Origin of the sequence: Streptomyces sp. TN58 (assembly GCF_001941845.1) — a bacterium.
GTDB lineage: Bacteria > Actinomycetota > Actinomycetes > Streptomycetales > Streptomycetaceae > Streptomyces.
Genome location: NZ_CP018870.1, coordinates 6728921 through 6751695 on the forward strand (window position 1 = coordinate 6728921; position 22775 = coordinate 6751695).

18 protein-coding genes and 1 pseudogene are annotated in these 22775 nt (G+C 69.3%); 6 read left to right on the plus strand and 13 right to left on the minus strand.

The genetic code is table 11. From position 1 onward, the window contains the following. Positions 1-388 precede the first annotated feature (388 nt). Positions 389-1879 carry a SulP family inorganic anion transporter gene (locus BSL84_RS30450; protein ID WP_075971664.1) on the plus strand — a complete coding sequence of 497 codons (1491 nt, stop codon included), beginning with the start codon at positions 389-391 and terminating at the stop codon, positions 1877-1879. Between the two features lie 58 nt (positions 1880-1937). Here the strand turns inward: BSL84_RS30450 and BSL84_RS30455 are convergent, their stop codons facing one another. The 7 genes from BSL84_RS30455 to BSL84_RS30490 all read right to left on the minus strand — a co-directional run bounded on the left by BSL84_RS30455 (position 1938) and on the right by BSL84_RS30490 (position 8382). Further along, the gene (locus BSL84_RS30455) at positions 1938-2177 is read right to left on the minus strand and encodes a hypothetical protein (RefSeq protein ID WP_075971665.1); all 240 of its coding nucleotides are present in this window, start codon (positions 2175-2177) and stop codon (positions 1938-1940) included. 288 nt (positions 2178-2465) lie between these two features. Continuing rightward, on the minus strand, positions 2466-3221 hold the full coding sequence (locus tag BSL84_RS30460) for a nucleotidyl transferase AbiEii/AbiGii toxin family protein (protein ID WP_075971666.1): 756 nt from the start codon (positions 3219-3221) through the stop codon (positions 2466-2468). Beyond that, positions 3221-3547: a hypothetical protein gene (locus tag BSL84_RS30465; RefSeq protein ID WP_107484944.1), complete on the minus strand. Its 327-nt coding sequence runs from the start codon at positions 3545-3547 to the stop codon at positions 3221-3223. Before BSL84_RS30465 ends, BSL84_RS30460 begins: the two co-directional genes overlap by 1 nt. A 546-nt stretch (positions 3548-4093) precedes the next feature. Next, positions 4094-5113, minus strand: coding sequence for a hypothetical protein (locus BSL84_RS36295; RefSeq protein ID WP_159393592.1), 1020 nt, complete (start codon positions 5111-5113; stop codon positions 4094-4096). Positions 5114-5610: 497 nt separating this feature from the next. After that, positions 5611-6765: a tyrosine-type recombinase/integrase gene (locus BSL84_RS30480; protein WP_234363566.1), complete on the minus strand. Its 1155-nt coding sequence runs from the start codon at positions 6763-6765 to the stop codon at positions 5611-5613. Positions 6766-6814: 49 nt separating this feature from the next. Then, complete coding sequence (locus BSL84_RS30485) at positions 6815-7009, minus strand: helix-turn-helix domain-containing protein (protein ID WP_075971670.1); 195 nt, start codon at positions 7007-7009, stop codon at positions 6815-6817. Between the two features lie 215 nt (positions 7010-7224). Next, entirely contained in the window at positions 7225-8382 is a 1158-nt protein-coding gene (locus BSL84_RS30490) for a tyrosine-type recombinase/integrase (protein ID WP_234363567.1), read from the minus strand. Between the two features lie 95 nt (positions 8383-8477). On the opposite strand from BSL84_RS30490, the pseudogene BSL84_RS30495 reads away from it, so the two are divergent. Beyond that, positions 8478-8642: pseudogene (locus BSL84_RS30495) on the plus strand (pirin family protein); the annotation flags it as partial. Positions 8643-8789: 147 nt separating this feature from the next. Here the strand turns inward: BSL84_RS30495 and BSL84_RS30500 are convergent. The 3 genes from BSL84_RS30500 to BSL84_RS30515 form a co-directional block, all read right to left on the minus strand. Further along, a complete protein-coding gene (locus BSL84_RS30500) occupies positions 8790-9938 on the minus strand; it encodes an amidinotransferase (protein ID WP_075971671.1) in 1149 nt (382 codons plus the stop codon). A 548-nt stretch (positions 9939-10486) separates the two neighbouring features. Continuing rightward, complete coding sequence (locus BSL84_RS30510) at positions 10487-10690, minus strand: hypothetical protein (RefSeq protein WP_037660851.1); 204 nt, start codon at positions 10688-10690, stop codon at positions 10487-10489. Between the two features lie 72 nt (positions 10691-10762). Then, entirely contained in the window at positions 10763-11815 is a 1053-nt protein-coding gene (locus tag BSL84_RS30515; protein WP_075972321.1) for a TerC family protein, read from the minus strand. Between the two features lie 703 nt (positions 11816-12518). Between BSL84_RS30515 and BSL84_RS30520 the strand changes: the two genes are divergently transcribed. After that, positions 12519-14918, plus strand: a complete 2400-nt coding sequence (locus BSL84_RS30520; RefSeq protein ID WP_075971673.1) for a phosphoketolase — start codon at positions 12519-12521, stop codon at positions 14916-14918. Positions 14919-15158: 240 nt separating this feature from the next. Continuing rightward, on the plus strand, positions 15159-16883 hold the full coding sequence (locus tag BSL84_RS30525; RefSeq protein WP_030026755.1) for a GAF domain-containing sensor histidine kinase: 1725 nt from the start codon (positions 15159-15161) through the stop codon (positions 16881-16883). 169 nt (positions 16884-17052) lie between these two features. On the opposite strand, the gene BSL84_RS30530 is transcribed toward BSL84_RS30525, so the two are convergent. Next, entirely contained in the window at positions 17053-17517 is a 465-nt protein-coding gene (locus tag BSL84_RS30530; protein ID WP_030026754.1) for a pyridoxamine 5'-phosphate oxidase family protein, read from the minus strand. Between the two features lie 280 nt (positions 17518-17797). Between BSL84_RS30530 and BSL84_RS30535 the strand changes: the two genes are divergently transcribed. After that, positions 17798-18523: a response regulator gene (locus tag BSL84_RS30535; protein WP_030026752.1), complete on the plus strand. Its 726-nt coding sequence runs from the start codon at positions 17798-17800 to the stop codon at positions 18521-18523. 261 nt (positions 18524-18784) lie between these two features. Here the strand turns inward: BSL84_RS30535 and BSL84_RS30540 are convergent, their stop codons facing one another. Next, positions 18785-19657, minus strand: coding sequence for a universal stress protein (locus BSL84_RS30540; RefSeq protein WP_045321127.1), 873 nt, complete (start codon positions 19655-19657; stop codon positions 18785-18787). Between the two features lie 279 nt (positions 19658-19936). Further along, positions 19937-20581: a carbonic anhydrase gene (locus BSL84_RS30545; RefSeq protein WP_075971674.1), complete on the minus strand. Its 645-nt coding sequence runs from the start codon at positions 20579-20581 to the stop codon at positions 19937-19939. Positions 20582-21109: 528 nt separating this feature from the next. On the opposite strand from BSL84_RS30545, the gene BSL84_RS30550 reads away from it, so the two are divergent. After that, complete coding sequence (locus tag BSL84_RS30550; protein WP_075971675.1) at positions 21110-22735, plus strand: sigma-70 family RNA polymerase sigma factor; 1626 nt, start codon at positions 21110-21112, stop codon at positions 22733-22735. The last annotated feature ends 40 nt before the right edge of the window (positions 22736-22775 follow it).

The window sequence follows — 22775 nt, forward strand, 5'->3', positions numbered from 1 at the left end:
CGGTGGGCGCCACCATTCTCTACTCTAACGTTAGGGTAGAGTTGCCTGGTGGTGAGGGTGGCCGGCCGCTGTCCCGCCGTTGCCGTGTCGGGGCCGATGCCGCCCCCGGCGAACCTTCCGATTCTTGCAGGAGAGACGCGTGCGCGAGCCCATGACGCCCGGCGCCGCCGCCTGCCCGCCGTGACGCTCCGCCCCCGGACGTGAGGTAAGGCCGCGCCCTCGCGCAGGCCCGCCCCGTCCGCTCTCGACTTCCGGCTCCGCAGCTCGCGAAGCCGACCCGCGGGGTGCCGGCCCGGCCCCTCCGCGTCCTCCCGCACGACCCGGCCTGCCGCAAGGGCGTGCCCGAGTACGACAGGTTCCGTCTCCCTTGTCTTCTGCTGTCACCGCTGTGTCCCCGGCCGCGCGTCTACGCGGCCTGAAGCCCGACTGGCTGTCCGATCCGAAGGTCTGGCGCACCGAAGTCCTCGCGGGCCTGGTCGTCGCCCTGGCGCTGATTCCCGAGGCGATCTCGTTCTCGATCATCGCCGGTGTCGACCCGGCCATCGGCCTTTTCGCCTCCTTCACCATGGCCGTCGTCATCTCGATCGTCGGCGGACGCCGGGCGATGATCTCCGCCGCCACCGGTGCCGTCGCCCTGGTGATCGCTCCGCTGAACCGGGAGCACGGCTTCGGCTACCTCGTCGCCGCCGTCATCCTCGCCGGCCTCTTCCAGATCCTCCTGGGCGCGCTCGGGGTGGCGAAGCTGATGCGGTTCATCCCCCGCTCGGTGATGGTCGGCTTCGTCAACTCCCTCGCCATCCTGATCTTCATGGCCCAGGTGCCGGAGATGCGGAACGTCCCCTGGCCGGTCTATCCGCTGCTCATCGGCGGCCTCGCGCTCATGGTGTTCTTCCCGAAGATCACCACTGTGGTCCCCGCGCCGCTCGTCTCGATCGTCATCCTCACCGTGATCACGGTGGCGGCCGGCATCGCCGTCCCGACGGTGGGCGACAAGGGCGAGCTGCCGTCGTCCCTGCCGGTGCCGGGCCTGCCCGACGTGCCGTTCACCCTGGACACGCTGACGACCATCGCGCCGTACGCGTTCGCCATGGCGCTGGTCGGGCTGATGGAGTCGCTGATGACCGCGAAGCTCGTCGACGAGATCACCGACACCCACTCGAACAAGACCCGGGAATCCATCGGCCAGGGCATCGCCAACGTCGTCACCGGCTTCTTCGGCGGCATGGGCGGCTGCGCCATGATCGGCCAGACGATGATCAACGTGAAGGTCTCCGGCGCCCGCACCCGCCTGTCCACCTTCCTCGCCGGGGCGTTCCTGATGGTGCTGTGCATCGTCTTCGGCCCGGTCGTCTCCGACATCCCCATGGCCGCCCTCGTCGCGGTGATGGTCATGGTGTGCTTCGCGACCTTCGACTGGCACTCCATCGCCCCCAGGACCCTCAAGCGGATGCCCGCGGGCGAGATCGCCGTCATGGTGATCACCGTCGCCTGCGTCGTCGCCACCCACAACCTCGCCATCGGCGTCGTCGTCGGCTCGGTCACCGCCATGGTCGTCTTCGCCAAGCGCGTCGCCCACCTCGCCGACGTCACCGCCGTGGTCGACCCCGACAACACCACGGTCGTCTACCGGGTCACGGGTGAACTGTTCTTCGCTTCCTCCAATGACCTCGTCGGCCGGTTCGACTACGTGCGAGACCCGCAGAGGGTCGTCATCGACCTGTCCGGGGCCCACATCTGGGACGCCTCCTCGGTCGCCGCCCTCGACGCCATCGAGCACAAGTACGCCCAGCGCGGCAAGACCGTCGAGATCACCGGCCTCAACACCCCCAGCGCCGACCTTCACCGCAGGCTCAGCGGCGAGCTCGCCGCCGGTCACTGACGATCACCGGCGCCACCCCCGGCCCCCGGCCGCCGAGCCGGAGGGCCGGGCTCGCACGTCAGGAGTCCGGTCCGCGCCCGAGCCTGGCCGAGGTGGAGGTGCGGCGCTGCTTCCAGCGACGTCGTGCCCGGTCACCCACCTCTCCGACCGCTGCCAGCAGGGCCGCGGAAGCAGCGCATCCCGGGATCGACGCGGGCTGCCCCACGGCCATTCCCGCCAGCCACAGGACGGCGGTGAGCGTCGCCCACCAGGCCACGAGCGGCCAGGACGGCAGCAGCCGAGAACGCCGAGGGCTCATGCGGTGCCCTCGACCTTGCCCAGGGAGAACGCGGCCAGCAGGCACCCGGTCACAGCGAGGACCGTGATAACGGCCCAGCCACAGAGGCGCATAGGTGCGAGCTGGTGACGCAGGCGGGCCGGGGCCCAGCCGGCAGCCATGGGAGCCCGGCAGGCAGCAGGGTTACTGAGAAGGCCATCAGGCCGATCCACTGCCAGGTCATGATCGGGGCTCCCGGCACACCGCGCGCTCTCTTCTTGACGCGTTCCTTACACCCTATGCAGCACACCGCGCACGCCTCGGCCGGTCTCAGCGGCCGCCCGCCCGCTTGGGCCCGATGCCATGGCCGGGCGGTGACGGCGGGAGCCGGCCGGCAGACGGGCCGGTGGCCCTGGCGGACTCCTCGTGCTCCTCGTGCGGGGCCTGGGACAGCTCGCGGCGCCAGTCGGCGAACCGGCCTCGGATCGCGGCAGCCACTTGTGCGTCGATTCCATAGGCGGCGAACTGCTTGTCGGTGTGATGCTCCACTCGGGCGAGGGCGGAGACGTACTCCGACAGGTTAGGTTCGGCCTCGTTCAGAGCGGCGAGTTCGAGCAGGCGGGCGCGGCTGTACCCGGCTCGCAGGAGTGCGTCGACATCGATGGCGTCGCGCACCTCGGCCCGGCCGAACAGGGCGCCGGTCTTCGCGGCCGCCAAGTCGTCCAGATGGAGGACGGGACCGAGGTCCGAGTCGACGGGTGGATGGTGCAGGAGATCACCGACGAGCTTGACCTTGGACTGCGCGCCGGTCCCCGGATCGGTGACGTGCAGGCGTGCGTACACCTGGGCCTGCTGCGTGACCTGGACCTTGTACCCGGCCGACTCATACGCCTCGACGAGCCGGGCAATCGCCTGAGGAAGCTCGCCCTCGGCGCGTGCGATCGGAGTGAAAAGGTCGACATCATCGCTGACCCGGCTGACGAGACGGTGGGCCTGGACGGCGTACCCGCCGGCGAGCCGGTAGCCGAAGTCCTTCGCGAGCGCTTCCAGACCGATGCGGATGAGCCGATGGTGCAGGTCTTCCACTACGCGGCCGCCGCCGACGTGCTGGCGAGCCCGGGGAAACGGGCCTCCCAGGCGGCTCTCGCCGGACCGGGCAGGAACAGGGTGCGCCAGTGGGTCCGCAGCATGTCCACGTTGAGGTGGGCGTGCAGGTCCTCCGGCGTCTGCGCCTCGCGGATCACCCGCTCGTACATCAGCAGCACGTCAGCGTCGTCGGCCAGGTCGAATTCGTAGTGCGGGCCCCAGTCCAGATGCCTGGGCAGGACCACGATGCCGCTCCCCGGACCCCTCAGCTGCCCGAGCGAGTCCGGCAGGGCATACGGCCGGAGCTGTGCGTACCTGCTGCTCATGCTCCCCAGCATGCCCGAAACCGCAGCACCGCGGTACACATACCTGCGGACGCGGCGTCTCGGCAGCCGGCCGAGTGCAAAGCCGCCTCTGCGCTGGGCGCGCATGGTCTGGCCTAGCGGGCGGGCCATCGGCTCCGCAGAAGAGGCGCGAAACCAGCCCCGAGCCAACCTCGCCGACCGGCGCCGCCGAGCCGTGGTGCTGTGTGCGCCGGGCCGATTTCGCGGGCACCATCAGGCCCAGACGGATGCGAGAAAGAAGCGTCAGCGCACTGCACGTATCGCCCACTCTGCCCGTAACGCACACTGGAACCCTGTCCGGTTTGCTCTCCGCGGGCTGCTGACCTGCGGTTTCCTTTCACATGTTTTTGCTAGATCGTATTCCGATGACGAAACACGTTGAAGGAAAAGCCGCGGATCCCCGATTCGTCACCGAGGATCCGCTGCCGCGGCCCGCCGACCTCATCTGCCGGGCAGGGGGCTGTCGGCGCGCGCTCTGTGGTTTTGCATGACGGCTGGCCGGGTGCTCGGTCGGTCCCCTCGGTACCTCTAGCGCTGCCTGTGCTGGGTCTGGACATCACGAGCTGGGCGGCTGGCCATAGTGCCGGAAGCAGGGTGTTCCGGTGGGTCGCCCGGGAGCCACTGCGCCAGCAGGTATTCGGCAGTGGCAGCGTTGCCGTGTGCGTTCAGAGGCTGGATCGGCATCGAGGACGAAGCCGTTGCGGTCAGTTGTTCAGCAACGACGTGAGGTACGAGCAGGGCGGCCGTGCCAGCGGTGGGGTTGAAGGCGATCTGGTAGGAGGCGATGACCGAGGCTTCCCAGGCGGTGAGCGGGTCCTGGGCACGCTCGCCGAAGCGAATGTGAGTGAGTGGGGGCACTTTGACGCCGACGTGGCGCCAGGGTGACTTCATGCTTCGGACCGCATGTACGCGTGCCTGGACAGTCCACTCTGCTGTGAGTTGACTGAAGGACTCCAGCGCCTCTGCCAGCCCTTTTCGTCGGCGACCGAAGGCATCTCGTACGACGCATGAAACGGTGAAGTCGTGGTCTTCCAGCCGGCTCCAGGACCATGTGGCACTGTGGCTCCACTCGAACCAGGCGCGCTGAAAGGTGCGCGCTGCATCGGTACCCAAACCAGCATAGGACGGTCCGGGAGCGAACTCTGGCTTGGGTAGGTGCCGTACTGCTGAGGCTTCGTGCAGGGAGGTTGGCTGGAGCAGGGAGGCGAAGGCGCGCCGTTGCTCTTCGAGGACCAGGAGAAACTGCCGTTGCAGATCAGCGGCCCAAGGGGCGAGGTATGGGAACTCAGAGACGGCCTCGTTGCTCTCCACCAGGTAGGTGTGGAGTCGACGCCAGTGCTCGTATCGGTGGGTGCGGATCCCGCGGGCACGTTCGTAGCGCGCGAACTCCTCGGTCCGGTCTTCCTCGGCGACACCGTCGTCGTCTGACGAGGGCGGTGGGAACTCGCCTGTCGCCAGGGTTGCGGCGGCGTCGCGCTCCTCGTCGAGGTCTTCCAGGGAATCGCCTTCGCGATCGAGCCAAAGGCCGAGTGTCGCGATCGCGGCCACGGCTGCTCCCAGAGAAAGAATGGGGCTGTCGACTGGCAGCGGCCAGCGGTGCAGAGCCGCCCCACGGCTTCATGGAAAGGGAGCGCGACCTCCATCGTTCCGTGCCTTGCACGAAGCTTCCCGCACTCCCGGGTTCCATGGAGCTTGCCTCTCCCTGACACCGAGCTATAGGAAGTGAGGGTAATCTCTCCAGTTGGCCCCAGCGGAATCTCCTTGGAGAACACCCTGCCGAGGACGAGGGGACGGGTTTCGGGCTCCCCGTTGTGCGGGGCGGCCAGATCACCCAACTGCTTCAGGTTTTTTGAGGAGTGTGGGTTCATCTTCTTTGGTCCTTGCGTGGTCTACGGGTCCCGGGAGGATCGCGCCGGCTCCTCAGGGCGGATGGTCATGGTGCATGGCGCGGCCGGGTGGCATCAGGCGCAGGCGTTGTCGCTGTGACCCCTCTCGGCTGGGTCCAGGGAGGCGGCGAGACGGTCGGCTCCGTGAGGTGCTGAGTTTCAGGCGGCCAGACCGAGGTTTAGGGCCCTGGCTGCCTGCCCGAGCGACCCAGGCATGAGGTGCCGGTAGATCTTGAACGTGATGTCGATGCTCTTGTGGCCCATCCATTCGGCGACATCCGTGATGGGGATGCCATGGCTGAGGCAGTTCGAGGCGAAGAAGTGACGGAGGCTGTAGATGACCACGCCGTCAGGGATGGCGAGTTTCTGCTCCTTCTTGAGCCGCTGCCATTGGTTTTGCAGGAGATATGGCTGGAACGGGCGGGTGGTGTCCTTGGGGTGCCGGAGGAGGTAGCCATCGGTGGTGCCGTGCTTGTCGACGTACCGCTCGATGGCGTCCTTGATGCGCGGAGGAAGCGGGACGTCGCGGTACTCACCGGGTCTTCGGTGTTTGAGCGGTCCGTACGTCTTGGTGGTCTGATTGACCTGCTCAGTGACCCGGTAGACATCATCGGCCACGATGTTGCGGATGTTGGCCGCAGCGGCCTCGCCGTTGCGCAAGCCGCAGCCACTCATCAGGCCGACGAGCAGCTGGAAGGAGTCGTCGCCGCCGGAACGTATCGCTGCGAGCTGGCCTGGGGTCGGGATGACGCTAGGACTTGGCGTGTACTGAGGAGGGTTGACGCCTCGTAGAGGGTTCTCATCGAAGATGCCCAGGCGATGCGCATCATGCAAGATGGAAGCGAGCTTGTCGAAGGCGTTCGATTGTGTGGCCGCGCCGACGCAGGAAGTCTCCATATTGCGTACGAAGCCTTCGACCACCTTGTGGTCGAAGCTGTCCATGCGCCGGCTTCTGAGCGCTGGTAGGAGGTGGTTCTCCAGCAAGGAGTCGAGGTGCCTGGCTGAAGACTCAGCCAGACGGCGCTGCCCTGCCCGCCACTCGGCAACGTACTCGCCAAATGACATGCGTCCGAACTTCTCGATGCGTTCGTGCTTCGCCTGACTGTGGGGTCTTCTCCTCTTTGTGTCGTAGATCTCGGTGAGCCTTCCGATGGCCTTCTCTTGGGTTTCGAAGCCAGATTCCTGAATCTGGCGTCCCGATGTGCCTCGGAACCGAATCTTGTAGTCGTGCGGACACTTCGACCACCTGGTCTGTGGGTGATCGCATGACTTGAAGAACGTTCCCATCCCGCGAGCCAGGTTCCTCGTGGCCACCTTGTGATCTTCCTTCGTTGCGTGGGTGTGCTTTCAGCGGCGGTTGGGTCTACGTGGGACTGGGCAACTTCCTTTGTCCGATCCACGCTTGGACCTCGGACGCCTTGAATTGGATCTTCGCGTTGCGGCCCGTGCCGAACTTGTAGGGCGTCAGGCCCGATCGCGCTGCCTCTCGATAGACCCAGACCAGCGACATGTTGAGGTGCGCCGCAAGTTCCTTCGCGGTCATGAACTGCGCTGGCATGGCGCCCCTTTCGTTTGCTGGAACTTCGTGAGATCGATGGTATGGAGAATCCCCGGTTTGGCTAACCGGCGATCATCGGCTATGCATGAAGGGTCATCCGCCGGGTTGCCGCAGCGTGGGCTGCTCGGCGCGTCCAATCGGTCGGCGGGAGTTCGGTTCGCCCCGGGGGCCGTTCTGGAGCCTGTGCTGAGAGCTCTGGACGGTGGGGGTGCACGTCACGCGGCCAGACCGGCGTTGAGGAGCTTGGCGGCTGTGCCGATCGAGCCGGGCATGAGGTGTCGGTAGATCTTGAAGGTGATGTCGATGTTGTTGTGTCCCATCCATTCGGCGACGTCGGTAATGGGGATGTTGTGCCTGAGGCAGTTCGAGGCGAAGAAGTGGCGGAGGCTGTAGATGACCATGCCGTCGGGTATGTCGAGTTCGCCCCGCCTCTTGAGCCGCTGCCACTGGTTCTGCAGGAGGTACGGCTGGAAGGGCCGCCGGCCAGGGTCCTGCGGGTGGCGCAGGAGGTAGCCGTCTGTGGTGCCGTGCTTGTCGGCATACCACTCGATGGCGTTCTTGGTCCGTTGGGGAAGCGGGACGTCGCGGTATTCGCCGAGCTTGCGGTGCTTGAGTCGGTCGTACGTCTTGGTCGACTGGTTGACCTGCTCGGTGACGCGGTAGACGTCGTCAGCCACGATGTTGTTGACATTGACAGCGGCCGCCTCGCCATTGCGTAGCCCGCAGCCGCTCATCAGGTCCACCACGAGTCGGAAGGTGTCGTCCCCGGCTCCCCGCAGGATCTGGAGCTGGGCAGGGGAGGGGATGACGGCACGCTTGGGGTCGTACTGAGGTGGCTTGACACCCAAGAGGGGGTTGTCGTCGAAGAGCCCCAGGCGATGTGCGTCGAGGAGTATCGACTTCAGCTTGTCGAAGGCGTTCGACTGGGCTGCGAGTCCCGCGCCGTTGCGTTCCATAGTCCGGATGAACCCGTCCACCACCTTGTGGTCGAAGGTGCTCATGCGGCGGGTGGCGAGGGCGGGGAGAATGTGGTGCTGGAGGAGTGAGTCGAGGTGGCTGAGGGACGCCGCTGCAAGGTGCCGCTGGCCGGCCTTCCACTCGGCGGTGTACTCCCGGAACCGCATCTGGCCGTACTTCTCGAGGCGCTCGCTCTTCGCCTGGTTCGCGGGGGCGACCTTCTTCGCTTTGTAGACACTGGTCAGTCGGTCGATGGCCTCGTCTTGCGTCAGGAAGCCCGACTCCTCGACCTGTTTGCCGCTGGGAGCCCGGTAGCGGACCTTGTAGAGGTGCGGGCACTTCGCCCAGCGGGATGCCTGGTGCTCGCAGTCCTTGAAGAAGGTGCCCATGCCTCGGGCGAGTGTCTTGGCTGGCATGTGCCTGGGACTCCTCGGATGCCGATGCTGACGGTTTGCTGACCGTCAGCGATCCGAGACCCATTTGACCTGCGAAAACGTTCCTGTGTCGCGCTTTGTTCTGGAACTGGATCGGCCGCTCGCACGACGACATCGCGCAGGCCCGCGAGGCCTGGATGAACGGGTCCCGATTCGGTGAGGTGAAGGGCTACGACGGCCCTCCGCTTCCTGCTCCGGATCTTCCTCCGACGCATCTGAAGCCGCGCGGTCGAGTCCGCTGACCTGCGGTTATTCGGACGTCCGACGGCGTGAACACCTACGGAAGGGAAAGGCTCAGCACTCCCGAGAGAGGAGCGAGGAACGCGCCTTCCTCGTTGCCCCCAGGTACTCGGTACATCCGTGCGGTCTGTTGGTGTGGTGGCGTGTGTTCAGGGTGCGGTCGCGCGGGTTGGCGGGGGGAAGTAGGAATCGAGCGCGCCGCGGCGACGGATGTCGAGGGTGGCGCAGTGGAATGACCCGCCGAACGGCGCGTAGTGCAGGAGGTCGCAGGGGACGGGCTCGAAGCCCCACCTCTCCAAGGCGCGCAGCATGCGGGTGTGGTGGCGTTCCGCGATCACGCGTTCGCCGTCGATGACGAGGACGTTCATGCTCAGCCACTTCCCGCACATGGAGGTGATTTTGAGCAGCCGTTCAGGGAGCGGATCGGGCTCGGGCGCGATCAGCACGTCCCACCCGTCGAGAACCGCGGGCAGGCGGTCGGCGTCGACGTACTCCGGATTCACCAGCACCTTGCCCGGGGCGAGGGGGAGGAACGTCGTGTCGATGTGCATCGGCGTACGGCAGCGGCTCTCGATCTCGTGGATGCGGTAGTCGGGCCCCAGGTGGCGGCGCAGCCACTCGATGCCCATACGGTTGGTCACGTTGCTCCGCTGGGCGAACAGGTCACGGCCCGCCCGCACGAAATCCGCCGCGTCGAAGACCGGCTCGAACTCCGTGGTCAGGTAGCGCACCTGCTCGTCAGCCCCGGGGACCTGGTAGTCCGCGTCGAACAGGGCCTCGGTGAGCTGCGGCTTGGGGGCCGACGTCCAGCGGGCGCCACGGCGGAAGTAGTCCTTGACGAGTGAGCGGTAGGAGAAGGTCTCGTAGTACCGGCACGGCCAGGCCATCGGGGTTTCGATGATCTCGTCACCGATCACCAGCAGACTGTCACGCGGACAGCTGTTGGCGAACCCGCGTGACGGCCAGTCGGGAGTGGCGTACCGCTGGCGGTGGTCAACAGGGTCGGGGCGCCTGACCGTCACACCCAGGGACTGCAGCAGGGCGATGAACCGGTCGAGTTCACGCTGGGCCGGCTCGACGATGGCGCGGGGATAGCGGACGCCGGCGGCCAGCCCCTGCAGCCGTCCCGCCCACGCCGGGACGTTGCAGGTCACGATCGGATGCCTCGACGGGAACGTCGCACCTTCCAGGCGCCCGACCACGACCTCCTCCAGCGGGTCCCATTCATTGTGCGAGCAGACCGGCGACGCGAGGGAGTGCACGCTGTCGTCGGCGGTTACGATCCGTGGCGATGACATCAGGCCTGAACTCCCCTCGTCCCAGCCGCTACCTCTCTGCCCCGCAACCGGGCACCCCAGGTGGAGCGGCGCCCCGTACAACCACGATGAAGGATCGTGGCGTGCTGCGCGCGCTGGGCGTACTGAGAAGGACCTGGTCGGTTTCGCTTGCGCAGGCTGCTGATCTCGGCGTCCCGCCTGGTTTCGCCGAGGGTCGTCCTGCCCTGCTCGGCGACGCGGGCGTCATGCAGCGGCGCAGACGGTCGAACGCGGCGGGGTGGAGCGCGGCCGGGTTCTGCACGGGAAGCGGGTCGCGGTCTGCCGAGATGACGTCCCTGCCCTGGGCGTTCGGCAGGTAGGTGCCGCAGAGGCCGGGCCGTCCGTTGACCGGGTCTCTGGGATACGCGACGCCGCTGCCGGGTGGGCCGCCATGCGGCAATCGGGCCGGCCCGAGCCGAGGCGCCCGCCCGGGCCGTTCACACGCGTCGGACAGCCAATCGTGACGGCAGGATCCGGCCCCGCCGAACAACATTGCCGGCCTGTACACCACTTGTCGGCCGGTGATCGGCTCAGTGGTTGTGGTGCGGCCGAGTGCGTATGGGGTAGTCGGCGTAGTCGGAGCAGTCGGGATTGCGGCAGGGGCCGGGCTCCCAGACGGGGACGAAGACCCCCAGGGTCTTGTGCCGTCGTTTGATCACCGTGTCGACAGGGCGCTTGCAGGTCGGGCAGAAGATCCTGCCCTGCGGCCCGGTCTCGTGTTGGTCTTTGCCCATTCTTTAACAATAGTCCGTGACGGGGGACCGTGGTAGTCATCCCTGGTCGCCAGCCGGTGCGGGGGCCCCAGTTCAGTGCGACGGTCGCGGCGGGTCGTCGGGTGGCTCATCTCGCTCTGTCCCGGCCTGCCGATCGTCCTCGGAGGCGGTGGTCTGCTCGGTCTCGGCGCCGCCGACTCCTGGCTGGTGGTTCGGGGCGGGCAGCCGCAGGCTGAACAGGATGGACAAGGCGAGCACGGCGGCGATGACGGCCAGGCTGACGGGCGAGGGGATCTCGGGGATCGCGGGGCTGATCATCTTGTGGGATGCCTGGAGGATGAGCTTGATGCCGATGAAGGAGAGGATCACCGCGAGGCCGGTGTTGAGGTAGTGGAAGCGGTCGAGGAGGCCGGACAGCATGAAGTACAGGGCGCGCAGGCCGAGGATGGCGAAGGCGTTGCTGGTGTAGACGATGAAGGCGTCGTCGCTGACCGCGAGGACGGCTGGGACACTGTCGACGGCGAAGATCAGGTCGGCAGCCTCGATCGCCGCCACCACCGCGAGCAGCGGCGTGGCCACGAGCTTGCCGGCCTCCCTGACGAAGAACTTCGCTCCCGCGTACTCGTCCCGGACAGGGATGATCCTTCGCAGCATCCGCACTGCGAAGCTGTTGCCCGGGTCGAACGTCTCTTCTTCCTCTCGGAGCAGCTTGTACGTGCTGTAGAAGAGGACGGCGGCGAAGGCGTACAGGACCGCGGTGAAGCGGCTGACCACGGCCACGCCGAGGGACAGGAAGATGCCACGGAAGACCAGGGCGCCGATGACGCCGAAGAAGAGTACGCGGTGCTGGTAGGCGCGGGGCACCTTGAAGTAGCCGAAGATCACGGCGAACACGAAGAGGTTGTCGACCGACAGGCTCTTCTCCAGCAGCCAGGCCGTCGTGTACTCCGTGCCGGCGGTCGTTCCGAGGACGAGGAAGACGACCGCGCCGAAGACCAGGGCGAGACCCACCCACAGCCCGCTCCAGGCGGCTGCCTCTTTGAAGCCGATGACGTGCGCGCTGCGGTGGGCCAGCAGGTCCACCGCCAGCGACACCACCACCGTCGCGGCGAACGCAACCCACAGCCAGAGCGGGACCTCAAGCACGTCGGCCACCATCCCCGCGGCCGGTGCCGGACGCACCGACCCTTATAAGCGAGTCTGAGGCATCGCGCCCCCGGCGTCGCGGCGGCAGCGGCAGGCGGCGGCAGGCAGCGGCAGGCGGCGGCAGGCAGCCGCGAGGCCGGGAGTCTCCATGACCGCACTCGGCGTGCCGGCCTCTGCCCGACCGCCAGGTGTGCGCCCTGCTCAGCCGGACCGGTCTCCGCCGCCGGCCCGCCTTCACCGCGCTCGTGGGAACTCCTCCGTGGCCGCTCTCAGCCTGTCCGGCACCGGCGGTTCCCGGCAGAGAGCCGACGGGGCCGTCGCCGCGGGGCGACCCGGCCCCCTCACCGCCCACGCGTCCGGGACGTACGGGCATCCGCGAAGAGCTGTTCGGTCCAGGGACAGGCCAGGGAACAGAGCCAGGCACAAGTACAGGACTGGCACGTGGCCGTGGTCAGCCGGGAGAGCGCAAGGGAACTGCGAAGTGACCCATCCGGCCCTTACCACGACGCTTCTGCTGTGCCAGCGTCTTGGACGGCAGGCGCACTTACGGCCATCGGGACCAGTGCCCGTGGAAATCGGGAGGGGCGCATGCCGGCTGGGCGGTCAGGCGGTTCGCATTCCTGTGACGCGGGATGTCGCACGCCTCGGCCACGCCGGCCCGGCGCCCCGCTTGCCGCCCGCGACCACACACGACGGAGGAAGCATGCGCGAGGACGAGCGCTCTGAAGGCGTACCGCTGACCGACCAGGAGCTCGGTGCGCTCGACGCGCACTGGAGGGCCGCCAACTACCTGTCGGTCGGCCAGATCTACCTGATGGACAACCCTCTGCTGAAGAAGCCGCTGGAACCGGCGCACATCAAGCCGCGGCTGCTCGGACACTGGGGCACCTCCCCGGGCCTCAACCTCGTGCACACCCACCTCAACCGCGTCATCAAGCGGTACGGCGTCGACGCGCTGTGCGTCTGGGGGCCCGGACACGGCGGGCCGGCCGTCCTCGCCAACTCCTGGCTGGAAGGCAGCTACAGCGAGATCTACCCCGACGTGAGCCGCGACGAGGACGGCATGGCCCGGCTGTTCCGGCAGTTCTCCTTCCCCGGCGGTGTGCCGAGCCATGTGGCGCCCGAAACCCCCGGCTCGATCCACGAGGGCGGCGAACTGGGCTACTCCCTGTCACACGCCTACGGCGCCGCCCTGGACAACCCGGACCTGCTGGTGGCATGCGTCGTCGGCGACGGTGAGGCGGAGACGGGGCCGCTCGCCGCCTCCTGGCATTCCAACAAGTTCCTCGACCCCGTCCACGACGGAGCGGTCCTGCCCGTCCTCCACCTCAACGGATACAAGATCGCGAACCCCACCGTGCTCGCCCGCCTCCCGGAGGCGGAACTCGACCAACTGCTGCGCGGCTACGGCCACGACCCCCTGCACGTCACCGGCGACGACCCGCACCAGGTCCACCGGGCCATGGCCGCCACGATGGACACGGCCCTCGACCGCATCCGGCGCATCCAGCAGCAAGCCCGGACCGGCGCCCCCGTCGGACGGCCGCGCTGGCCGGTGATCGTCCTGCGCACGCCGAAGGGCTGGACCGGACCCGCCACGGTCGACGGCGTCCCCGTCGAGGGCACCTGGCGTGCCCACCAGGTGCCCCTGGCGGGCGTCCGCGACGACGACGGCCACCGGGCCCAGCTGGAAGCGTGGCTGCGTTCGTACCGTCCTGAGGAGCTCTTCGACCAGACCGGCCGGCCGAGCCCCCAGGTACTGGAATGCGTCCCGGAGGGAGTACGGAGGCTCGGTGCGACCCGCCACGCCAACGGCGGCCTGCTTCTACGGGACCTCCCCCTGCCCCGGCTCGAACGCTTCGCCGTGCCCGTGGACCAGCCAGGCGAGACCCTCCACGAGCCCACCGCGGTACTCGCAGACCTGCTGGAGAACGTCATGGCCGCCACCGGCGAGCGCCGCGACTTCCGTCTCGTCGGCCCCGACGAGACCGCCTCCAACCGCCTCCAGGCCGTGTACGGAGCGAGCGGCAAAGCCTGGCAGGAACCGCAACTGGCCACCGACGAGCACCTCGACCGGCACGGCCGGGTCATGGAGATCCTCTCCGAGCACACCTGCCAGGGCTGGCTGGAGGGTTACCTTCTGACCGGACGTCACGGGCTGTTCTCCTGCTACGAAGCCTTCGTCCACATCGTCGACTCCATGGTCAACCAGCACATCAAGTGGCTCAAGACCTCCCGCGCCCTGCACTGGCGCGCACCTGTCGCCTCCCTCAACTACCTGCTCACGTCCCACGTGTGGCGCCAGGACCACAACGGCTTCTCCCACCAGGATCCCGGATTCGTCGACCACGTCCTCAACAAGAGCCCCCAGGTCGTCCGCGTCTACCTGCCGCCGGACGCCAACACCCTGCTGACCGTCGCCGACCACGCGCTGCGCAGCCGAGACCAGGTGAACGTGATCGTCGCCGGCAAGCAGCCCTGCTTCGACTGGCTCTCCCTCGACGACGCCCGCGCCCACTGCGCCCGCGGAGCCGGAGTGTGGGAGTGGGCGGGTACCGAGGACGGAACCTGCGAACCGGACGTCGTCCTGGGCTGTGCCGGTGACGTCCCCACCCAAGAGGTCCTCGCGGCGGCCGGCCTGCTGCGGCACCATCTCCCTCAGCTCGTCGTACGTGTGGTGAACGTCGTCGACATGACCCGTCTCATGCCCCACGAGGAGCACCCGCACGGCATGACCGACCGGGAGTACGACGCCCTGTTCACCCGGGACAAGCCGGTGATCTTCGCTTACCACGGCTACCCCTGGCTCGTTCACCGTCTCGCCTACCGCCGCGCCGGCCATCCGAACCTGCACGTACGCGGCTACAAGGAGGTGGGCACCACCACGACCCCCTTCGACATGGTCGTACGCAACGACCTCGACCGCTACCGCCTCGTCATGGACGTGATCGACCGCGTGCCCGGCCTGGCTGTACGAGCTGTGGGCGTGCGCCAGGCCATGGCCGACGCCCGCACCCGCCACCACGCCTTCATCCGCGAACACGGCACCGACCTACCCGAGGTCACCGATTGGAGCTGGAACAACGGCCGGCAGTCGGCATGATCCCCTCGTCGGCGTCGTACACCACTGGATGTCTCGACAGGCCGCCGAGGCCCCCTGGCGCAGCCTCCCCCGACGCGCGGCACGTACGGGAGCCGTCGCCGCCTGCCCGCGTACAGCGCAGCAGTCCCGCCGCCAGAATCAGGCCGGGCCCCGGCCACTGCCCTTGATCTACGCTCGGGGCCGTCCGCTCGGCCGTTAGGCTGTCATGGTAAGGGCGGATGATCGACGGAGGAGGCGCAGTTGGGCGTGGAAGAGCCGCTGTCGCGGATGCCCCAGATGCGGCTCGACGAGCTGCTGGAGGAACTGCAGGCGCGCATCAACGCGGCGCGCGGCACCCGGGACCGGGTACACAGCCTGTTGGAGGCGGTCGTCTCGGTCGGCCGCGAACTGGACCTCTCCCAGGTGCTGCGGCGCATCGTGGAAGCCGCCGCGCTGCTCGTCGACGCCCAGTACGCGGCGCTTGGAGTGATCGGGCCGGACGGCCGGACCCTGTCGCAGTTCCTCACCGTCGGCCTCACCGAGGAGGAGATCGCGGAGATCGGCCCGCTGCCGGCCGGACACGGCATCCTGGGTGAACTCATCCGCAAACCCGAGCCGCTGCGCCTGACGGACCTCGGCGCCCATGAGGCGTCCTACGGTTTCCCTGCCCACCACCCGCCCATGCGCACCTTCCTGGGCGTGCCCATCCGGGTGCGCGACGAGGTCTTCGGCAATCTCTATCTGACCGACAAGCACGGGGGTGTGGACTTCGATGCCGAGGACGAGTCGGTGATCTCCACGCTGTCCGTCGCCGCCGGTGTCGCCATCGACAACGCGCGCCTGTACGAGGCGTCGCAGCGGCAGCAGCGCTGGCTCCGGGCAAGCGCGGAGATCACCAACAGCCTCCTCTCCGGCAGCCCGCGGCTGGCGGTGCTGGAGCTCATCGCCTGCCGCGCCCAGGAGATCACGGGGGCTGCGCTCGCTGACGTCTCCGTGCCCGTCGCCGGGACGGACGGCCTGATCGTGGAACTGGCCGTCGGAGCGGATGACACCACCCGCAACGGGTTGATGGTCCCGGTCGAGGGCACCCTTTCCGGCGCCGCGTACAAGTCCGGCGCGCCTGTGACCACCGTCGGCCTCGCGCAGGACGACCGGTACGCCGCCGGCCCCCGCCGCTTCGACGGGCTGGGCCCTGCGGTAGCCGTGCCCCTGGGCACAGCCGCCAAGGACACCCGCGGTGTCCTGTTGCTGGCCCGGCAGCAGGGAGACCCGGCTTTCACCGAAGCAGAGCTGGATCCGCTGCTGGCCTTCGCCGGACAGGCGGCGCTCGCCCTGGAGCTGGCCGAGCGCCGCAGCGACGCCGAGCAGCTCGCCCTTCTGGAGGACCGCGACCGCATCGCCCGTGACCTCCACGACCTGGCCATCCAGCGGCTGTTCGCGACCGGCATGACCCTGCAGAGCGCGGCGCGACTCGTGCAGCACGAGGGCGCCGCCGAACGGGTTTCGCGGGCCGTCGGGGACCTCGACGAAACCATCAAGATCATTCGCTCCACCATCTTCGGCCTGCGCACCCGCGAGGAGGACACCGGGCCGAGCCTGCGTGCACGGGTCGCCCGCACCGTCGGCGAGATGGCGACCACGCTCGGATTCCCACCCCGTTTGAGCATGGAGGGCCTGCTCGACACGGACGTACCGCCGCAGGTGGCCGATCATGTCACGGCAGCCCTGACCGAAACGCTCAGCAACGCCGCCCGCCACGCCCGCGCCACCCGGGTCGAGGTCACCCTCCAGGCCACCTCCGAAGAGGTCGTCCTCACCGTCACGGACAACGGCTGTGGCATCCCCGCCGACGGCAGGCGCAGCGGCCTGAGCAATCTTGAGGAGCGGGCGCGCAGCGTGGGCGGCGCCCTGGAGATCGTCTGCCCCGAGGAGGGAGGCAGCCGGGTGGTGTGGCGCGCGCCTCTTGTCTCCGGCCCCGCTGGGTGACCGCCGGTTCCTCAGCCGGAGCGCATCCGATCCTCCCGGGTGGGACGGCGGACGGTGGCCGGTCTGCCGCCATCCTTCTGAGGGGGCACCGTGCAGCGGGTGCCCGCAGTCCCGGTGCTCGGGGCGTGTGCCGTCGCGGAACTCGGCAATCCGCGCGACAGGCAGGCCCCTAAACGGTGAACTGCATGCCCGTCACCAGGTCCGGCCGGATGCGCAACGCGGTTGGTGTGGAGGGGTGTTGCGCCCACGGGCGCAGACGGGCGGTGAAACGCGCGAGTTCCCTCTCCTCGGTGACCCGGCGGGCATATCCGGTGACCACAACGCTCCAGCCGAGGTGCGTCTCGGGGTCGATGACGTCAGCCTCGTAGGCCACCACGACACCTGCGGCCTGGGTGGGCGTCACGATGGAGGCGAGCGTGGCGCCGCCGTGCAACTGGATGATGATGTCATCGCCGTCCATGACATGGTTGACCGGGCGGATGGCCGGCAGTGCCTGATGCGTGAAGACGATGCGCCCGAACGAGATACTGCCGAGCAGCCGCAGGGCCTCGGCACGGCCGAGCTGTCCCATTCGTCGCGGCGCCACCGCCTCACGGTGGTCGTCCACCGTGGCACGCGCGGCTTCGTCCTTCATCGTGCTCACCTTCTGCTCCGGCTCGGCCCCGGACGGCTTCGCCGCCTCCGGCCAGCGTCTCCCCTCCCACGCTCGCCCGGTAGGGCCGAACGGACCCTCTCGGCCGTGCCGGTTGCCGGCGGTTCGGAAGACCGGATCAGCCTCGACGCGCGCAACGGTCTACAGGTCCAGTCCCCGGCTGTATGAGGGCCATCCGGCCCTGGGCTACGGTCCCGCTCGCGCGGCAGGATGCGTGGGGAGCCCCCAGGGGCGGGAGAACTCGGCGAACACGGAGTGTGTGATGACGGACAGCAGCGGCACCCTCACCGAGAAGGAGCCGGTCAGGGTCTTCCTTCTCGACGACCACGAGGTGGTGCGTCGCGGCGTGCACGACCTCCTGGACGCCGAGCCCGATCTGACGGTGGTGGGTGAGGCGGGCACAGCGGAGCAGGCGCTGGTACGGGTGCCCGCACTGCGCCCGCAGGTCGCCATCCTCGACGTGCGGCTGCCGGACGGGGACGGAGTGAGCGTGTGCCGGGAGCTTCGCTCCCGTATGCCCGACCTGGCCTGTCTGATGCTGACGTCCTTCGACGACGAGGAGGCGCTGCTCGACGCGATCATGGCCGGTGCGTCCGGCTACGTCCTCAAGCAGATCACGGGCACGGATTTGGTCACTGCGGTGCGTACGGTCGCCTCCGGCCAGTCCATGCTGGACCCCGGCGCCACGGCACGGGTGATGGCCCGGCTTCGTGGCGGAGCGCCCCATGAAGAGCGGTCGCAGGGCCTGCCCGGCCTGACGGACCGGGAGCGGGAGATCCTCGCGCTGGTGGGGGAGGGACTGACCAACCGGGAGATCGGCAAGAAGCTGTACTTGGCGGAGAAGACGGTCAAGAACAACATCTCCCGGCTTCTGGCCAAGCTGGGCGTGGAGCGTAGGGTGCAGGCCGCCGTCATCGCCACCCAGGCACTGGCTGCCCGTGAGGGCCAGGGCGGTCCGGCCGAAGGGGAAGGCCGGCCACGAGGCTGACGCCGGTCCCACACACGTGGATGCGGACTCGTCAGACAGCCGCTGCCTGGTGCTCCGCCGGAGCTGAGCAGGGCCCGCGGTCGGCATCTCCCGAGGTACGAAGAACGCGAAGGGGCCCGGCAACAGGATGCCGGGTCCCTTCGCGCTACGGTTCCGGCGGCGTGTCACCCTCACGAGAATGCCTGACGGGCTTGTCTCTCACCCGGAGGGCGTCTGCTCGGCGGCCCGGGCGGTGCCGTTCGTCCCCGCCACGACGAGCTGTCAGTCGTGCGGTACCACGGCAACGGGGCAGGGGGCATGGTGCAGGGCGGCGTGGGCGACCGACCCGATGCGGGTACCGACGGGCGCGCGGCGCGTCCGTCGGCCGACCACGAGTAGCTGCGCGTCCGACAGGGTGGACAGCAGCACCTGTCCCGCGCTGCCGATCTCGACGTGCTCCGTCACCGGGACGTCGGGAAACCGTGCTCGCCACGGGGCGAGTGCCTCCGCCAGGGCCTTCTTCTCAAACGGCTCCAGCCCGCCGGCCTGGTCCACGAGGAGCAGTGAACCGGGGCTGTAGGTGAAGACCGGCGGCAGGGTCCAGGCTCGTACCGCACGCAGGGCCGCGCCGCGTGCGGCCGCCTCCTCGAAGGCGAAGCCGAGCACCGCGTCGCCGTCCTCCGGCGTGCCCTGCTGGCCGACGACGATCTCGCCGCCCTCAGCCCGGGGCGTCTGGCCGTCGACGGCGCGCACGGACACCACGGGCCGTTTTGCCGCGGCGATCACCTGCTGGCCATAGGAGCCGAGGAGGAAGCCGACGAACGCCCCGTGCCCCCGCGAACCCAGCACCAGCATCTCGGCCGCTTCGGCCTCCCTCAGCAGTACCGTGACCGCGGTGTCCTGGACCACTTCGGCGGTGACCGTGAGAGCCGGGTGGCGGTCGGCGACGTGTGTCTCGGCCGCGCGGAGCACGGCGCGGGCGGACGTGGCCTGCGTCTCCCGGTCCTGGACGACGGGGACGTCCAGGGGCTGCCACAGCCAGGCGTGCACGATACGCAGCGGCACACCGCGCAGTTCGGCTTCGCGTGCCGCCCACTCCGCAGCTGCGAGGCTTTCCGCGGAGCCGTCCACGCCTACGGTGATGGCGCTGGTCATGAGGGTGCCTCCATACGGTCGACGGGCATGGCCGCTTCGGCCGTGCTTCATGTCCTCAGCCTGCGGGAGGAGGAGGCGGTCCGCCGAGGGCCCATCGGCCCTGTCTCCCCGGCCGTTCGGCCACGGTGTCGTGGCCGGCCGGCCGGTGATGGGCCGCCGCGAGGCCTCCTGGCCCACGGCAGGGACCTCCGGCCCCCTGCGCGCACCGTCCCGGCCGATCACCGACCGGCCTCGGCGGAGGACCGATGGCCACTCCGATCTTCTGGGTGAGCGGGGCGGTCAGGACGTGGTGGGAGCCGCGACGTCGAGGCCGCGGGCGGCGACGAACTGGGCGCTGCCGTCGGCCAGGCGGTAGGACAGGCCCACCACGCCGAGGCGACCGTCAGCCACTCGCTCGGCCAGGACGCGGGAGCGTTCCAGCAGCAGGTCCACGGTGTGCTCGATGTGCTCGGCCAGGATCTCCTCGGCGCTCACGCGGCCGACGGCGCGGGCTGCCAGCACGCTTGGGGTCACCCGTTCCACGACGTCCCGGACGAAGCCGCCCGGCGTCTGTCCGTTCTCCAGGGCGGAGCAGGCGGCGGCGACGGCGCCGCACGAGTCGTGGCCGAGGACGACGACCAGCGGCGCGTTGAGGACGGCCACGCCGAACTCGATCGAGCCAAGCACCTCGGTGCCGGCGACGTGGCCGGCAGTGCGGACCACGAACAGGTCACCGAGGCCGCGGTCGAAGATGATCTCGGCGGCCAGCCGGGAGTCGGAGCATCCGAACAGCACGGCGAAGGGCTGCTGGGACGGTGCGGTTTCGGTACGGCGGGCGGCGTCCTGGTTGGGGTGTTCGGGGCCCCCGGCGACGAATCGCTGGTTGCCGGCCATGAGCAGCTCGAAGGCGTCGCGGGGCGTCGGCGTCTGGATCTTCTCGGTCATGGCGGCAGACTACGAGGCGCCAGCAGCCGTCGACCGCCTGACCCGCCCCTTACGGAGCCGGGCGATGCCGCCGGTGTACGCGCGACGCGCAGGCCTCGGGCGGCGCGGCGTCGAACGCGGGCGGTTCGTCGGGCGTGCTGCACAGCGCTCGGAGCGGACGGCGGCGATGTAGAGCCCACCCGAACTTGCCGAGGCTGCCCGCCGGGTGATGGCGCGCGTCGATGTCGGCATCCCGCGGGCCGAAGGACGGGCGGCGGATCTGGCCGGCGCGTCCGCGCCGGGGGTGAAGCGGCCCTGGGGTTGCGCTCGCGGGGGAGCAGAGGGCGGATCCTAGCGGCCCTGACCAGGGATTGTCGTGACGTTAGCGGATCCGGAGCGACAGGCTCAACTTTCTCCCCGGACGTTTGCCTGCGGCCCGGCGAGCGTGCACACTTGCGCGAATTCCGGTCGGGCGCAGCGTCGCACCCTCATGACGGATGTGCCCAGGACCGACGCCCGGGCCGTCAGCAACCCACACAGGAGTACGTGTTGAGCAGACCTGGTACCGCCCGGAGACAGGACCTCGGAGCGCTCAGCGACGGGGAGCTGTGTGCCCTGCTGCGCGGGCACACCTCGGACTCCGACAGGGCGGTCAGCGACGTGATGGACGAGGTGTTCGCCCGCCACCATGCGCCAGTGCTCGCGTACGCCCGTACGTGCTGCCGGGACCTCTCCACCGCTCAGGATCTCGTCGCCGAGGCCTTCGCCCGCACCTACCGCGCCATCGCCTGGGGTGCCGGGCCCGAGTACGCCTGGCGGCCGTACCTGCTGTCCTGTGTGCGCAGACTGGCGGCCGCCTGGGCGCGGGAGGCCTCCCGTACGCGGCTGTCGGACGATTTCGAGGAATGGGCCGCCCAGCTATCGGACGGTGAGGACGTCGAGGACGCCGTCTGCGCGGCGGAGGAGGGATCGCTGGTCCTGCAGGCCTACCGGTCGCTGCCGGAGCGCTGGCAGGCGGTGCTGTGGCACTCCGTCGTCGAGCACGAGCCGGCGGCCGAGACCGCGGCGCGCCTGGGCATATCGGCGGGAGGCGTCGGTTCCCTCGCCGCGCGGGCACGGGAGGGCCTACGGGAGGCGTACCTGCGCGCCCATCTGGACGGCAGCGCGAGCGACGAGTGCAAGCACTACGGCGGGCAGATCGCCGCCAGGCTGCGCCGGCCGGGCACACGCCTGCCCCGGGACCTCGGCCGCCACCTCCAGGGGTGCGCCGGCTGCGCGCGGGCCGAGCGGGACCTGCGCGATGTCAACGGCCGTCTGGGTGTGCTGCTGCTGGGCGGCATCCTGCTGTGGAACCCCGCCTCGTTCCTGTCGGCCCTGGGCGGGGGCGGTACGCAGCTCGCCGCCGCGGGCACGCTCAGCGGTACGCAGTTCGCCGGCGCCAAGGCGGGTGCGGTGAAGTGGGCCGCCGCGGCGGCCCTGGCGGGGGCGGCGGCCACCGTCGTCCTGCTGCCGTCCGACTCCGAGGACAGGGGGTCCGGGCCGCAGGCCGCGGCTCCCACCAGTACGGCCGCGGTACCGCGCGGCCCTCTCCCGGACGCCACACCGATCGCGGCCATCGGGTCGGCGGCCTTCGCCACCGCCCCTGCCGCAAGGCCCCCCAGGCCTTCCTCCTCGGCCTCCGCGGCGCCGCCCGCTCCGTCGCCCTCGACGGAGAACACCGCTGCCGGCGCCGCCCTCGTCAACGTGGCCTCGGGGCTTTGTGTCGGCGTGAGCGGCGGTTCGGGCGGAGACCCGGTGCGGCTTGAGCCGTGCACCGGGAAGGCCGGTCAGAAGTGGGAGCGGCTGCCCGCCTCGCAGAACGCGCACCAGCTCCGCAACGCGGGAACCGGTACCTGCCTCGACGGGACCTCCGGAGGCGGAAACTCCGTCGCGGTCACCCTGCGCGCCTGCCGGACCGGCGGGGACCGGGCGACGCAGCTCTGGCGGTTCGAGCGGGACAGGTACCCCGGCGCGTACCGCGTCTGGTTCGTGCCGAAGGTTCCGCAGAGCCACTACGCCGACCACCTGCTGGGCCCGCTGAACTGGCCGAAGGCCGACCCGCCGCGTCCGGGGTCGGCGATGGTGCAGATGCCCAACTACTACGACTCGGCCAACCTGCTCTTCGCCCTGAGGTGACCTCGCCCCCACGACTCGGGCGGCGTGTGCGGGGTGGGGC

Bases quoted from the DNA above. Each gene is read 5' to 3' on its own strand.
- BSL84_RS30485 (WP_075971670.1), bottom strand. From the start codon at position 7,009: ATGCCAGCGCAGTTCATGACCGCGAAGGAACTTGCGGCGCACCTCAAC.
- BSL84_RS30490 (WP_234363567.1), bottom strand. From the start codon at position 8,382: ATGCCAGCCAAGACACTCGCCCGAGGCATGGGCACCTTCTTCAAGGAC.
- BSL84_RS30535 (WP_030026752.1), top strand. From the start codon at position 17,798: ATGACGGACAGCAGCGGCACCCTCACCGAGAAGGAGCCGGTCAGGGTC.
- BSL84_RS30545 (WP_075971674.1), bottom strand. From the start codon at position 20,581: ATGACCGAGAAGATCCAGACGCCGACGCCCCGCGACGCCTTCGAGCTG.
- BSL84_RS30520 (WP_075971673.1), top strand. From the start codon at position 12,519: ATGCGCGAGGACGAGCGCTCTGAAGGCGTACCGCTGACCGACCAGGAG.
- BSL84_RS30510 (WP_037660851.1), bottom strand. From the start codon at position 10,690: ATGGGCAAAGACCAACACGAGACCGGGCCGCAGGGCAGGATCTTCTGC.
- BSL84_RS30465 (WP_107484944.1), bottom strand. From the start codon at position 3,547: ATGAGCAGCAGGTACGCACAGCTCCGGCCGTATGCCCTGCCGGACTCG.
- BSL84_RS30500 (WP_075971671.1), bottom strand. From the start codon at position 9,938: ATGTCATCGCCACGGATCGTAACCGCCGACGACAGCGTGCACTCCCTC.
- BSL84_RS30540 (WP_045321127.1), bottom strand. From the start codon at position 19,657: ATGACCAGCGCCATCACCGTAGGCGTGGACGGCTCCGCGGAAAGCCTC.
- BSL84_RS30530 (WP_030026754.1), bottom strand. From the start codon at position 17,517: ATGAAGGACGAAGCCGCGCGTGCCACGGTGGACGACCACCGTGAGGCG.
- BSL84_RS30455 (WP_075971665.1), bottom strand. From the start codon at position 2,177: ATGAGCCCTCGGCGTTCTCGGCTGCTGCCGTCCTGGCCGCTCGTGGCC.